13 protein-coding genes are annotated in these 12,471 nt (G+C 74.7%); 5 read left to right on the top strand and 8 right to left on the bottom strand.

The genetic code is table 11. The features are described 5' to 3' along the window. Nucleotide 1 precedes the first annotated feature (1 nt). Nucleotides 2-427, bottom strand: a complete 426-nt coding sequence (gene dtd, locus ACFYXU_RS06510) for a D-aminoacyl-tRNA deacylase (protein ID WP_376509741.1) — start codon at nt 425-427, stop codon at nt 2-4. 139 nt (nt 428-566) lie between these two features. Here dtd and ACFYXU_RS06505 point away from each other — a divergent pair, with 139 nt between their 5' ends. The 4 genes from ACFYXU_RS06505 (at nt 567) to ACFYXU_RS06490 (ending at nt 5,390) form a co-directional block, all read left to right on the top strand. Then, complete coding sequence (locus tag ACFYXU_RS06505) at nt 567-1,181, top strand: ABC transporter substrate-binding protein (protein ID WP_361392684.1); 615 nt, start codon at nt 567-569, stop codon at nt 1,179-1,181. A gap of 52 nt (nt 1,182-1,233) precedes the next feature. Next, entirely contained in the window at nt 1,234-2,478 is a 1,245-nt protein-coding gene (locus ACFYXU_RS06500; RefSeq protein ID WP_389407619.1) for a GNAT family N-acetyltransferase, read from the top strand. Between the two features lie 102 nt (nt 2,479-2,580). Continuing rightward, nucleotides 2,581-3,234, top strand: coding sequence for a TetR/AcrR family transcriptional regulator (locus ACFYXU_RS06495; RefSeq protein ID WP_329849819.1), 654 nt, complete (start codon nt 2,581-2,583; stop codon nt 3,232-3,234). Nucleotides 3,235-3,347: 113 nt separating this feature from the next. Next, the gene (locus ACFYXU_RS06490; protein WP_389456694.1) at nt 3,348-5,390 is read left to right on the top strand and encodes a HelD family protein; all 2,043 of its coding nucleotides are present in this window, start codon (nt 3,348-3,350) and stop codon (nt 5,388-5,390) included. Here the strand turns inward: ACFYXU_RS06490 and ACFYXU_RS06485 are convergent. The 7 genes from ACFYXU_RS06485 to ACFYXU_RS06455 form a co-directional block, all read right to left on the bottom strand. Beyond that, the gene (locus tag ACFYXU_RS06485) at nt 5,311-6,303 is read right to left on the bottom strand and encodes a helix-turn-helix transcriptional regulator (protein WP_389407617.1); all 993 of its coding nucleotides are present in this window, start codon (nt 6,301-6,303) and stop codon (nt 5,311-5,313) included. The genes ACFYXU_RS06490 and ACFYXU_RS06485 overlap by 80 nt on opposite strands. After that, nucleotides 6,300-7,724, bottom strand: a complete 1,425-nt coding sequence (locus tag ACFYXU_RS06480; protein WP_389456692.1) for an MFS transporter — start codon at nt 7,722-7,724, stop codon at nt 6,300-6,302. Before ACFYXU_RS06480 ends, ACFYXU_RS06485 begins: the two co-directional genes overlap by 4 nt. 88 nt (nt 7,725-7,812) lie before the next feature. After that, nucleotides 7,813-8,298 (bottom strand): MarR family winged helix-turn-helix transcriptional regulator, encoded by a 486-nt coding sequence (locus tag ACFYXU_RS06475; RefSeq protein ID WP_384562303.1) that lies wholly within the window; start codon nt 8,296-8,298, stop codon nt 7,813-7,815. 690 nt (nt 8,299-8,988) lie between these two features. Then, nucleotides 8,989-9,573, bottom strand: coding sequence for a DinB family protein (locus ACFYXU_RS06470; RefSeq protein ID WP_376509729.1), 585 nt, complete (start codon nt 9,571-9,573; stop codon nt 8,989-8,991). 92 nt (nt 9,574-9,665) lie between these two features. Beyond that, entirely contained in the window at nt 9,666-10,082 is a 417-nt protein-coding gene (locus ACFYXU_RS06465; RefSeq protein WP_329849827.1) for a VOC family protein, read from the bottom strand. A 10-nt stretch (nt 10,083-10,092) separates the two neighbouring features. After that, nucleotides 10,093-10,554: a helix-turn-helix transcriptional regulator gene (locus tag ACFYXU_RS06460; RefSeq protein WP_329849829.1), complete on the bottom strand. Its 462-nt coding sequence runs from the start codon at nt 10,552-10,554 to the stop codon at nt 10,093-10,095. Between the two features lie 151 nt (nt 10,555-10,705). Continuing rightward, a complete protein-coding gene (locus tag ACFYXU_RS06455) occupies nt 10,706-11,296 on the bottom strand; it encodes a helix-turn-helix domain-containing protein (protein ID WP_361392707.1) in 591 nt (196 codons plus the stop codon). Between the two features lie 165 nt (nt 11,297-11,461). On the opposite strand from ACFYXU_RS06455, the gene ACFYXU_RS06450 reads away from it, so the two are divergent. Further along, entirely contained in the window at nt 11,462-12,406 is a 945-nt protein-coding gene (locus ACFYXU_RS06450; protein ID WP_361392710.1) for a zinc-binding dehydrogenase, read from the top strand. The last annotated feature ends 65 nt before the right edge of the window (nt 12,407-12,471 follow it).

Here is a 12,471-nt window from a genome sequence, read left to right as displayed (position 1 = left end):
GCTACACGTCCAGGAGCACCGTGAACGGGCCGTGGTTCGTGAGCGAGACGCGCATGTCCGCTCCGAAGCGGCCCGTCTCCACGTGGGCGCCCAGCAGGCGGAGCTGGGTGACGACCTCGTCGACCAGGGGTTCGGCGACGGGGCCGGGCGCCGCGGCGTTCCAGGTGGGGCGGCGGCCCTTGCGGGCGTCTCCGTAGAGGGTGAACTGGGAGATGACGAGCAGCGGCGCGTTCACGTCGGAGCAGGACTTCTCGTCCTCCAGTACCCGGACGGACCAGAGTTTTCTGGCCAATCGGGCGGCCTTCTCCGGGGTGTCGTCGTGGGTCACCCCGACCAGGACGCACAGCCCCTCGCCGCTGATCTCGCCGACCGTCTCCCCTGCGACGACGACACGCGCGCCGTCGACCCTCTGCACCACTGCTCGCATGCGCACCAACCTACCCAGCGGGCCCGGGGCCGAAGGACGAGGGGCCGAACGGGTGCAGAGCGCCTGCACGTGCACGGGCAGGAGTGGCACCATGCGTGTGAGGCGGTGCGGTTCCGCACCGGTCGAGGGGACGATTCTCATGAGTGCACCTGGCACCGGGCCGACGCCGTCCGGCCCCGTACCGCTGATCCGCTCCGGAGCCCGGGGCGGAGGACCGGGCCAAGGGCCCGTGACGCGCCCACCCGTGCAGCGGAGCGCCGAGCCGGCGGACCGCGCGCAGCCCGATCTCGGCGCGCTGCGGCTGCCCGAACTGCGCGCGCTGCGCCGGGACGCGCAGAGCGACGAGGCCGACCTGAGCTACGTACGCCGGATGCTCCAGGGCCGGATCGACATCCTGCGCGCCGAGCTGGCGCGGCGGACCGACCCGGAGGCCCCGGTCCTGGACCGGCTCTCCGAGATCCTCGCCGACGTGCCCTCGCGGCACCGCACGTCGGCGCGGCACGTGACGCTGTCGACGCCGCGCGGCGAGGAGTACCGGCGGCTCGCGACCGAGATGCTGTCGGAGGTCGAGCTGTCGGACCTGACGGCCCGCACGGACGACGAGCTGCACGCGGCGATGGGGCGGCTGGCCGGGTACGAGCAGCAGGTCTCGCGCCGCCGCCAGCACCTCCAGCGGACCGCCGACGATTGCAGCGCGGAGATCGCCCGCCGCTACCGGGAGGGTGAGGCACAGGTCGACGACCTGCTCGCCTGAGCCGCCGGAAACCCGCGTGCGGGGCGCCGGGGGCCGTGCGTAGGGTCGGGGAATGGGTGTCGACGTGCGTACGGTGACGGAGTCCGAGTTCCGCGACTGGCAGGTCGCGCTGCGCACCGGCTTCCTCCGGACGCCGGTCGTCTCCGACGCGGAGCTCGCCGACCGGCTGGCGCACGCGGACCTCGCGCGGACCCTCGGCGCCTTCGACCGGGACCGGGTGGTCGCCACCTTCCGGTCCTTCCGGCAGGAGGTCAGCACGGTCGGCGGCGGGAGTCTCGTCGCGGACGCGATCACCCAGGTGACGGTCGCGCCGACGCACCGCAGGCGCGGGCTGCTCAGCCGGATGATGTCCGCCGACCTCGCCGCCGCGAAGGAGCGGGGCGACGCGATCGCGACGCTGATCGCCGCCGAGTACCCGATCTACGGGCGGTTCGGCTTCGGCCCGGCCAGCTGGGCCGCCGAGTGGAGCGTCGACGTGCGGCGGGCCGGTCTCGACCCGCGCCGCTCGGGCCGCCCGGAGGACGGCGGCCGGATCGATCTGACGGACGCCGAGGAGATCCGCGGGATCGGCCCCGCGCTGCACCGCCGGCTCGCCGGTGTCCGCGCCGGGGTCACCCACCGCGAACAGCGGGACTGGGAGCGGGGCACCGGCCTCGGCCACCAGAGCGATCCGTGGCGGGAGCCCTACTACGCGGTGTACCGGTCGGCGTCCGGTGAGGTCGAGGGGTACGCCGCGTACGGCGCGGACGACAAGTGGGACGACGCGAAGCAGCCGCTGAACACGGCGACGGTGCGGGACCTGATCGCCGTCACGCCGGCGGCCGAGCGCGCCCTGTGGCACTACCTCTGCTCGGTCGACTGGATCGCCACCGTCCGCTCCGGCTACCGGGCGCCCGACGATCCGCTGCCGCTGCTCCTGCCCGATCCGAGGGCGGCCAGGACGCTGACGTACGTGGACATGCTGTGGGTCCGGGTGCTGGACGTGGTCCGGGTCCTGGAGGGCCGCACCTATCCGGTGGAGGACGGTCTCGTCCTGGAGATCCGGGACGCGGACGGGCTCGCGGGCGGGCGGTTCCGGCTCGACGCCTCCCCGGCGGGCGCGTCCTGCGCGCGTACCACCGCGTCGGCCGACCTCGCCTTCGACGTCGCCGAGGCGGGCACGCTCGCGTTCGGCGACGAGTCGGCGGTGCGGCTGGCCCGGCTCGGGCGGGTCGAGGAGCTGACGCCGGGGGCGGCGGCCCGCGCGGACCTGCTCTTCCGCACGCCGCTGCGGCCGTTCTCGCCGGACATCTTCTGACCGGTCGGGCCGGACCCGGCTGCCAGGCGGGCCGCACGCGTCGCTGTGCGGACCCTGCGCGTCACTAGGATGTTCGCCGCTACTGGTGGAAGGGAAGGCCTCATGGACCGGGACGACGTGGAGCCGGGGTACGTGAAGCCCGAGTACCCGACGGGGCTGCGCGAGCGGAAGAAGGAGCGCACCCGGCAGGCGCTGTCGGACGCCGCCATCGCGCTGTTCCTGGCGAAGGGCTTCGACGGGGTGTCCGTCGCGGAGGTGGCCGCCGCCGCCGAGGTGTCGAAGCCGACGCTCTTCCGGTACTTCCCCGCCAAGGAGGACCTGGTCCTGCACCGGTTCGCCGACCACGAGGGCGAGTCCGCGCGCGTGGTGGAGGCCGGGAAGGTCTACGGCACGCCGCCGCTCGACGCGCTGTACGAGCACCTGGTCGAGGGGCTGGAGCGGCGCGACCCGGTCACCGGGCTCTGCGACGTGCCGGCGGTCCTGGCGTACCACCGGCTCCTGTACGGGACGCCGGCCCTGCTCGCCCGCGTCCACGGCTTCCAGATGAACTCCGAGGCGGCCCTCGCCGAGGTGCTCGGCGGGGACCCGCTGACCGCGCGGCTCGCGGCCGGGCAGATCACGGCCGTGCTCCGGATCCTCGCGGACGACAACGTGGCGCGCCTGGCGGCCGGGGATCCGGTCGAGGAGGTCGCGCGGGACGCGACGGCCGCGGCGGAGGGGGCGTTCCGCTCGCTGCGGCAGGGGCTGCCGTACTGAGGGGGCGGGTTCGGGTCCGTACTGAGGGAGCGGCCGTACTGAGGGAGCGGGGTCCTCTCTCGTGACTCAAGTAAAAAATGTAACCCGGTAACGTTTCCGCTAGGGTGGGCGGAATGACGTCACCGGACCTCGAGCTCGCCCGTGAACGCTCCCACCACGACGCCTGCCGCGCCGCCCTGACCCGCATGACGGAGGACGTGGCCGGCCAGGTCGTCACCGGCGAGGACGTGGCCGCGTCCGGCGCCGACGCCGAGGCGCTCGGCCGCCACCTGCGCAGCCGCATCAAGGAGATGCGCGAACAGCCGCCCGGACCGCTCTTCTTCGGGCGCCTCGACCGCGAGGACGGTCAGGTCCACCACATCGGCCGCCGCCGGATCGCCGAGCACCCGGCCGCCCCGCCGCTCGTCGTCGACTGGCGCGCGCCCGTCTCCCGCGCCTACTACCAGGCCGGCGCGCACGACCCCCAGGGCGTCCTGCGCCGCCGCCGCTTCGGCTGGGCCCCGAACAGCGCGGGCGCGACCGAGGACCTGACCGCCCTGGAGGACGAGCGCCTCGCCGACGGCTCCACCGGCACCGTCAGCGCCCTCCTCGCCGGCGAGATCGAGCGCCCCCGGGTGGGCCCCATGCGGGACATCGCCGCCACCATCCAGCCCGAGCAGGACGACCTCGTGCGCTCCGGGCCCACCACCTCCCTGTGCGTGCAGGGCGCCCCCGGCACCGGCAAGACCGCGGTGGGCCTGCACCGGGCCGCGTACCTGCTCTACACGCATCCGCAGCGCATCCGCCGCTCCGGCCTCCTCGTCCTCGGCCCCCACCGGGCCTTCCTCTCGTACATCGCCGAGGTGCTGCCCTCGCTCGGCGAGACCGGCATCCGGCAGGCCACCCTCGACGACGAGATCGCCCGCCAACCGGTCCGGGCCGAGGACGGCGAGGAGGCGGCCCGGATCAAGCACGACGTCCGGATGGCGGGGGTGCTGCACCGGGCCCTGTACGGCAGGGTCGACCCGGCCCCCGCAGAGGACCTCGCGGTCCGTGACGGCTCCAGCCACTGGCGGCTCCCGGCGACGGAGCTCGCCGCGATCGTCGCGGCGGTACGGGACGAGGCGCCGCCCTACGCGACCGGCCGCGAGCGGGTCCGCGCCCGGGTCGTCCGGGCCCTCCAGCTCCGCGCCGAGCGCCGCGCGGGGCCGCTGGGCGCGGCCTGGGCGCGGCGGACCGAGCGGGCGAGGGCGGTGACGGCCTTCCTCGACGCGTGCTGGCCGAAGGCCGCTCCCGAGGAGGTCCTCGCGGAGGTCCTGACGGACCCGGCGGCCTTCGCCACGGAGACGGAAGCGGAAGCGGCGGCGGGCCCGGGGGTCCCGGGCCTGACCGGGGCCGAGGCCGCCGCGATCCGCTGGACCAGGCCGCCGCGCTCCCACCGCTCCGCCCGCTGGACCGCCGCCGACCTCGTCCTCCTCGACGAGCTCGCGGGCCTGATCGAACGGCCCGAGGGCTACGGGCACGTCGTCGTCGACGAGGCCCAGGACCTCTCGCCCATGCAGTGCCGGGCCGTCGCCCGCCGCACCGCCTTCGGTTCGCTCACCGTCCTCGGGGACCTCGCCCAGGGCACCACCCCCTGGGCCGCCCGCGACTGGGGCGAGCAGCTGGCCCACCTGGGCAAGCCCGGGACGCCCGTCGTGCCGCTCACCCTCGGCTACCGCGTCCCGGCGGCCGTCGTGGACCTCGCCAACCGGCTGCTGCCCGAGCTCGGGGCCGACGTGCCCCCGGGGCGCTCGGTCCGCCGGGACGGCGAGGTGACGGTCCACCGCACGGCGGACCTGGCCGCCGGGGTCCGCGCGGCCGTGCGGGCCGCGCTCGCGGCGGAGGGCTCGGTGGGGGTCGTCACGGCCGACCACCTCGTCGACCGGGTGGCCGGGATGGCCGCCGAGGCCGGGGCGGTCGACGGGGGCGGGAGGCGGGTGACCGTGCTGCCCGCGTCGGTCGTCAAGGGCCTGGAGTTCGACCACGTGGTGGTGGTCGAACCGGCCGCGATCGTGGCGGCCGAGCCGCGCGGCGCGAACCGGCTCTACGTGGTGCTCACGCGGGCGGTGTCGCGGCTCGCCCTGGTGCACACGGAGCGGCTGCCGGAGTGCCTGGAGCCCCGTACAGGGCGGTGAGTTCGGCGCCGGTGCGGGCCAGTGCGGCGCGCGCCGAGGGCGGGTCGAGCAGCTCCACGCGGGCGCCGAGCCCGGCGAGGCGGGCGGCGATCACCTCGGGGGAGGGGCCGTCGGCCTCGAAGGCCGTCCAGCCGTCCGGGGTCCGCTCCCCGTACCGTACGCGGCCGCCGAGCAGGCCCTCCAGGACGGATCCGGTGTCCGGGGCGGCCCGGCCCCGGACCGTCGCGGCGACCATCCGGTCCTCCATGCGGGCGGCGAGCGCGCGCCAGGCGGTGGTGAGGTCGAAGCCCTCGGGGCGTACGGCGGCGGCGCCGGTCTCGGCGACCGAGGTGACGCGGCCGACGCGGAAGACGCGCAGGCCGTCCGCCGTGTCCGCGAGGAGGTAGCGGACCCCGGACTTCGCGGCGATCCCGAGGGGCTGGACGGTCCGCTCGCGCGGGGCGCGGCCGGGCCGGGCGTACCCGATGCGCAGCTCCCTCCGGTCGACCACGGCCCGCTGGAGCGCGGCGAGCCGGGCCTCCTCGGGCTCCGTGCCCGTCCAGTCGGCGCCGTCGACGGTCCCGGCGCCGGCGGCGGCCTCGGCGTCCGCGCGCAGCGGGGCGGGGAGGGCCCGGACGAGCTTGCGGAGCGCGGTGCGGGTCTCCGGTCTGGCGTCGGCGTCCGGCCCGGTGAGGAGGAACAGCGCGCGGATCTCGGGGGCGGTGAGCCCGGTGAGGTCGGTACGGGCTCCGCCGACGAGCGACCAGCCGCCGCCCTGCGAGTACACCGGGATCCCGGCGGCCGCGAGCGCTTCGAGGTCCCGGCGCGCGGTGCGCTCGGACACGCCCAGTTCGGCGGCGAGTTCGGCGGCGGTGACGCGCCGCCGCGTGCTCTGGAGGAAGAGCAGGGCGGCGACGAGTCGGTCGGCTCTCATGCCGCCATTGTCAGCTGCCGGGGCCGGGCGGCGGCGGGCCGCAGGACGGTGAGGGCGACGGTCAGGGCGACCAGGAGGAGTCCGGCGCCGACGCCGAAGGCGAGGTGGTAGCCGCCGGTCAGCGCCTCGGGCGCGGGCCTTCCGGCGGCCGTGAGGGTCTCGGTGCGGGCGGCGGCCAGGGTGGCGAGGACCGCGACGCCGAGGGCCATGCCGATCTGCTGGGTGGTGTTGAAGAGCCCGGAGGCCAGGCCCGCGTCCGCCTCGCGCGCGCCGGACATGGCGAGTCCGGTGAGGGCGGGGAGCGCGAGGCCGAAACCGGCGGCGAGCAGCATCACCGGGAGCAGATCGGTGGCGTACGAGGCGTGGACGGGGACGCGGACCAGCAGGCCGAGGACGCCGGTGAGCAGGACGAGACCGGTGAGCAGGACGTTCCGCTCGCCGAAGCGGGCGATGAGGGGGGCCGAGGCGCCGAGAGAGACGGCGCCGATGACGAGCGCGGCGGGGAGCATCGCGAGGCCGGTCTCGGCGGCCCCGTAGCCGAGGACCTTCTGGAGGTAGAGGGCGACGAGGACCTGGAAGGAGAAGAGCGCGGCGACCATCAGCATCTGGACGGCGTTCGCTCCGGCGACGCTGCGGGAGCGGAGGATCCGCAGCGGCATGAGCGGGTGGGCGGCCTTCGCCTGGCGGAGCAGGAAGCCGGCCAGGAGGGCGACGGCGAGGGCCCCGAGGCCGAGGGTGTGCGCCGAACCGGCCCCGTGCTCCTCGATCGTGACGACGGCGTAGATCCCGGTCATGAGTCCGGCGGTCACCAGCAGCGCCCCGGCGACGTCGGCGCCGGCCCGCAGGCCGAGGCCGCGGTCGGCGGGGAGGGCGCGGACGGCGACGAGCAGGGCGGCGACGCCGATGGGGAGATTGACGAAGAAGATCCAGTTCCAGGCGAGGGCGTCGGTGAGGACGCCGCCGAGGACCTGGCCGAGGGAGGCGCCGGCGGCGCCGGTGAAGCTGAAGACGGCGATGGCGCGGGCCCGGGCGCGGGGCTCGGTGAAGAGGGTCACCAGGATGCCGAGGCCGACGGCGGAGGACATCGCGCTGCCGACGCCCTGGAGGAAGCGGGCGGCGATGAGGACGGCGGGCGTGGTGGCGAGGCCGGCGAGGAGCGAGGCGGCGGTGAAGACCCCGGTGCCCGCGAGGAACATCCGCCTGCGGCCGAGGAGGTCGCCGAGCCGTCCGGCGAGGAGGAGGAGCGAGCCGAAGGCGATCAGGTAGGCGTTGACGACCCAGCTGAGTCCGGCGGGGGTGAAGCCGAGGTCCGCCTGGACGGCGGGCAGGGCGACGGTGACGATGCTGCCGTCGAGGACCGTCATGAGCATGCCGGTGGCGAGGACGCCGAGGGCGAGGCGGGGGCGGGTGGGCGCGGGCATGGGGACCACTCCTGTTCGTCGGAGGCGACAGGAGTGACGCTAGCAGAAGGTTTTGTTGCAGACTATTTTTTACGGGAGTAGTTCTGCCTCATCCGCGCTGCCGGGCCCGGCGGGCGGGCGTCGGGCTCTCGACGGCGGTCGCGAGATGACCGGCGGCCAGCCGCTCCAGGGCGCGCAGCAGGGCGGTGCGCTCCTGGTCGGGAAGGGCGGCCAGGGCGCTCTCGTGGACGCCGTCGACGATCTCCTGGCTCCGCCGGGCGACCGCCGCGCCCGCCTCGGTCACGGCGATGATCCGCGCCCTGCGGTCGGTGGTGGACGGCCTGCGCTCGGCGAGCCCGGCCTTCTCCAGGGCGTCGACGGTCACCACCATCGTGGTCTTGTCCATGTCCCCGATCTCGGCGAGCTGCGCCTGCGTCCGCTCCTCCTCCAGGGCGTGCACCAGGACGCAGTGCATCCGCGCGGTGAGCCCGATCTCCCCGAGGGCGGCGGCCATGCGGGTGCGCAGCACGTGACTGGTGTGATCGAGAAGAAAGGAGAGGTCGGGTTCGGTGCGGGTGGGCGCCATGGCTGTCATGTCCGCCAGGGTAAGCGGGGGTAGGTCCGTGGCGGATGGTCGGGAAGCGGACGGGTGCGCTGGGCGGGTGGCCGGGTCGGGCCCGTGGGCGGCGCGGCCGGCTCGCCCTCGGTGCGGTGCGGTGCGGTGCGGCCTGGGTCGGGCCCGCGGGTCCCGGGGCCTGGGCCTGCTGCCCCGTCCCGCCCGGGTGCGGTGCGGTGCGGTGCGGTGCGAGTCGGGCGCGCACGCCCGCACGGGCCCGTGCACCGTGGGGCCGCGCCCGCCCGTACGGGGCCTCCGCGCTGTGGGTCCGTGCGCCCGGTACGGGCCTGCGCCCGCGCCCGCCGTCCGCGTGGGCCTGCGCCCGCGCCCGCCCTCCCGTGCGGGCCTGTGCTCGCGCCCGTGTGGGCCTGCACCCCGCCCCCGTGTGGGGCCCGTCGCCCGCTGCCCGTGTGGGCAATCGTCCCGCTGGGGCGGGACGGGTGGGCACACGGGACGGCGCCCTTTCGCGGCGCCTCCGCGTTCTGCGCCCTGGCCCGCACCGCCATGTGCTGCACCTGTCGGTGCAGGTCCGGGCGCGGGAGCCTCTGGCGCCGGCAGGGCGCCGTTCCGTTGTGCCCACCCGTTCCGCCCTTGCGGAACGCCTGCCCACAACGGCCGGCGGGGGCGCGGGCCCACAACGGCCGGGCGCGGGCCCACGGCTGCCGGGCGCTACAAGCCCCTCGTGCCGTCGATCCGTTCGCGCAGCAGATCCGCGTGGCCGTTGTGCCGCGCGTACTCCTCGATCATGTGGACAAGCACCCACCGCAGCGACACCCGCCCCCGCCACTCGTCCTCGCCCGTGACGTCGAGGTCCGGCGCCTCGGCCGTGAAGCGGTCGGAGTGGGCCACCGCCGCCCGCCACGCCTCCCAGGCCTCCTCGACGGCCCCGGGCCCGGCCGTGGCGTCCTCGAAGTCGCCGTCCGGGGAGTCCGGGGAGGAGAAGAGGGGGCGTACGTCCTCGCCGGCGAGGACCTCGCGGAACCAGTGGCGCTCGACGTCGGCCAGGTGGCGGACGAGGCCGAGCAGCGAGAGGGTCGAGGGCTCCGCCGACCGCAGCGCCAACTCCTGCTCCAGCCCGGCGCACTTGAGCTCGAGCGTCGCCCGCTGGTCCGCCAGGAAACCGGCGAGCAGGGGCCGTTCGGCCCCGGTGGCCGGTCCGGCGAAGCGCCCCGGGCCCGGGGCCGCCGGCTCGTCCAGGACGTCCGATCGCCTGCGAGGAGCCGTCGTCTCGGCGTCCCGCTCGTCAACTGCCATGGTTAGCTCCCCTGTTGGACCTTCGGCTCCATGCTGGCACGGCGGCGCCCCCTGCCCCGGGCGACGGGGAGGGGGCGGGCCCGGAGGGGGCGTCAGGACTTGGGCTGGGCGAAGCGGATCATGTTGCCGGACGGGTCGCGGAAGGCGCAGTCGCGGACGCCGTAGTGCTGGTCGACCGGCTCCTGGAGCACGTCGCCGCCGGCCGCCCGGACGCGCTCGAAGGTGGCGTCGACGTCCTCGGTCGCGAAGATCACGCCGCGCAGCAGCCCCTTGGCGAGCAGGTCCTTGACGGCCTGCCGGTCGGCCTCCGAGGCGCTGGGGTCGGGGAGCGGGGTCTCCAGTACGACCGCCACGTCGGGCTGCTCGGGGGACCCGAGGGTCACCCAGCGCATCCCCTCGTAGCCGACGTCGTTGCGGACCTGGAGGCCGAGCGCGTCCCGGTAGAAACCGAGCGCCGCGTCGGCGTCGTCGACGGTGATGAAGCACTGCGAGAGCTTGATGTCGTTCATGTCCTCGACGCTACGGCGAGGTGCCCGTTCCCGCTTCTCCGATCCTGACCGCTTGCGCGGGGGCGCCGTTCCTCACCGGCCGGGTCAGCACCTTGGCGACGCAGGCGGGCATCGCGGCGCCCTCCTCGTGGCCGCCGTCGCCGTGGCCCCGGGCGCGGTAGGCGCTGGGCGTCTCGCCGACGAGCTCGGTGAAGCGCGAGCTGAAGGAGCCGAGCGAGGTGCAGCCCACCTCGAAGCAGACCTCGGTCACGCTCAGGTCTCCCCGGCGGAGCAGTGCCTTCGCACGCTCGACGCGGCGGGTCATCAGATAGCTGTACGGCGTCTCGCCGAACGCGGTGCGGAAGCTGCGGGCGAAGTGGCCCGTGGACATCAGGGCGACCCTGGCGAGGGCCGGGACGTCCAGGGGCGACGCGTAGTCGCGGTCCATCGTGTCCCGCGCGCGGCGCAGTCTCTTCAGGTCCTCCAGGTCCATGCCGCCCAGCATGGCACGTGGGGCCGTGGCGCGGGCCGGTCGTGACAGAGGGCGCGATGTCGGCTCGCGCCCCCGCCCACTTCTGGCGAAGTTCCCCCGTGACCGCTGACGGGATCGATGGACGGGATCAGTCAGCGGGACCTACGCCGGATCAGCCCGTGTGCAGGTCGGATCCGAGATGCCTGACCAGCTCGAACGCCTCGCGCCGGAGCGAGACGAGCGAGTCGATGGTCCGGTCGTCCGCGCTGCGCCAGCGGCTCTGCGCGATGCGCCACGAGGCCAGGAAGACCCCGACGCGCATGTGCGTGACGAGGCTCTCCGGGGTGCCGTTGGCGACGACCCGGTCCAGGATCGTGCACTCCATCTCGACGCAGTGGTCGAAGCTGTGCTTGGCCAGGGCCATGCTCCCCGCCGCGAGGTCGAGGGACGCGGCGAAGTCGTCGGCCCACTGCTCGCCGGCCGTCGACAGGACGTGCTCCAGGGGAGCGTTGAGGTCCTCCATGGTCGAGGCGTCGTCGGGCAGTTCCTCCAGGTAGCGGTGCCAGAGCTCGACCTCGGGGGCGAGGAACACCGACTGCTTCTCCGGGAAGTACCGGAAGAAGGTGCTGGTGCCGACACGCGCGAGCTGACAGATCTGGGCGACGGTCGTCGCGTCGTATCCGGACTGCGCGCCGAGCTCCCGCGCCGATCGCACTATCTGCTGTTTGACCTCGGCTTTCTTGATGTCACGCAGGTTCTCCACTGGGGGCTTCTGAGGGGGTTTATTCACCATGGCAGCGACCGTAACAGCACCCAAGTGGAATTGACCCCCACTAGGCAGCAGATCCTGAGTGGGTGTATAACTCATCTGGAAGTCACTTCCACTTGGGAGTTGCTCCGGTCGGTGGGGACGGGGAGGGGCGAAGACGTGGGCGGCAACCGCATGTGGGCCTTGGTGGCCGATGGCGAGGGCGGGATCGCGCCCGCCGAAGTCGATCGCCCGGCCGTCGAGGCGGGGCAGGTCCTCGTCTCCGTGCGGGCCTCCTCGGCGAACTTCGGCGAGGTCACCGACATCCTGCCGAGCGCCCCCCGAGGGGCCGTGCCCGGCTGGGAAGCCGTCGGCACGGTGCTGGAGACCGGGCGGTCCGTCTCGCGGTTACGGCCCGGCGACCTGGTCGCCACGCTCGGCGACTGGGGCGGCTGGGCCGAGTACCGGGCGGTGGACGAGCGTCTCGCCTTCCGCCTCCCGCTGCACAGCTCGCCGACGTCGATGGCCGTCGTCGGAGTCGCCGGCGGCACCGCGATCCGGGTCATCCGCCGACTGGGGTCGACGCTCGGCGCCCGCGTGATGGTGACCGGCGCCGCCTCCGCCGTGGGGGTCTTCGCCGTACAGCTGCTCGTGATGGCCGGCGCGCACGTGGTCGCCGTGGACCGCAGGGCGGAGCGGCACGCCCGCCACCGCGAGCTGGGCGCCGGGGAAGTGTTCACCACGCCCCAGGAGAACCGCGAGCCGGTCGAGGCGGTGATCGACACCGTCGGGGGCGAGGTCCTCGTCCAGGCGTTCCGGCAGCTGAGGGCCAACGGCCGGCTGATCGCGGTCGGTCACACCGCACGCGAGTGCGAGAGGTTCGAGCCGGGCGACTTCGAGGGCGACGAGGGCCGGTACGGCCGCGTCATCGAGACCATGCACCTGCTCCAGGGCGATCCGCGGCGCTCGCTGGTCGACGACATCGAGTGGCTCGCCCGGATGGTCGACCGAGGGGGCGTCCTGACCCCCGAGATCCTCGTCCAGGAGAAATCTTCTTTCGCGTCAACGGTGACGCTGACACCCAGACCGAACGGATGGATCAAGACCGTCTTCAAGGTCGGATAGCACCACACCAGCACCCCTTGGGCGGCATGGCCGGCACGTTCGGCTGCCTAAAAGCATCAATGGAG

The organism is Streptomyces sp. NPDC002232 (genome assembly GCF_042890295.1).
GTDB lineage: Bacteria > Actinomycetota > Actinomycetes > Streptomycetales > Streptomycetaceae > Streptomyces.
This window is presented reverse-complemented; position numbering and strand designations above follow the sequence as displayed.

What these genes read in the sequence shown, in the direction of transcription:
- dtd (WP_376509741.1), bottom strand. Translation starts at nt 427, where the DNA reads ATGCGAGCAGTGGTGCAGAGGGTCGACGGCGCGCGTGTCGTCGTCGCA.
- ACFYXU_RS06505 (WP_361392684.1), top strand. Translation starts at nt 567, where the DNA reads ATGAGTGCACCTGGCACCGGGCCGACGCCGTCCGGCCCCGTACCGCTG.
- ACFYXU_RS06500 (WP_389407619.1), top strand. Translation starts at nt 1,234, where the DNA reads ATGGGTGTCGACGTGCGTACGGTGACGGAGTCCGAGTTCCGCGACTGG.
- ACFYXU_RS06495 (WP_329849819.1), top strand. Translation starts at nt 2,581, where the DNA reads ATGGACCGGGACGACGTGGAGCCGGGGTACGTGAAGCCCGAGTACCCG.
- ACFYXU_RS06490 (WP_389456694.1), top strand. Translation starts at nt 3,348, where the DNA reads ATGACGTCACCGGACCTCGAGCTCGCCCGTGAACGCTCCCACCACGAC.
- ACFYXU_RS06485 (WP_389407617.1), bottom strand. Translation starts at nt 6,303, where the DNA reads ATGAGAGCCGACCGACTCGTCGCCGCCCTGCTCTTCCTCCAGAGCACG.
- ACFYXU_RS06480 (WP_389456692.1), bottom strand. Translation starts at nt 7,724, where the DNA reads ATGCCCGCGCCCACCCGCCCCCGCCTCGCCCTCGGCGTCCTCGCCACC.
- ACFYXU_RS06475 (WP_384562303.1), bottom strand. Translation starts at nt 8,298, where the DNA reads ATGACAGCCATGGCGCCCACCCGCACCGAACCCGACCTCTCCTTTCTT.
- ACFYXU_RS06470 (WP_376509729.1), bottom strand. Translation starts at nt 9,573, where the DNA reads ATGGCAGTTGACGAGCGGGACGCCGAGACGACGGCTCCTCGCAGGCGA.
- ACFYXU_RS06465 (WP_329849827.1), bottom strand. Translation starts at nt 10,082, where the DNA reads ATGAACGACATCAAGCTCTCGCAGTGCTTCATCACCGTCGACGACGCC.
- ACFYXU_RS06460 (WP_329849829.1), bottom strand. Translation starts at nt 10,554, where the DNA reads ATGGACCTGGAGGACCTGAAGAGACTGCGCCGCGCGCGGGACACGATG.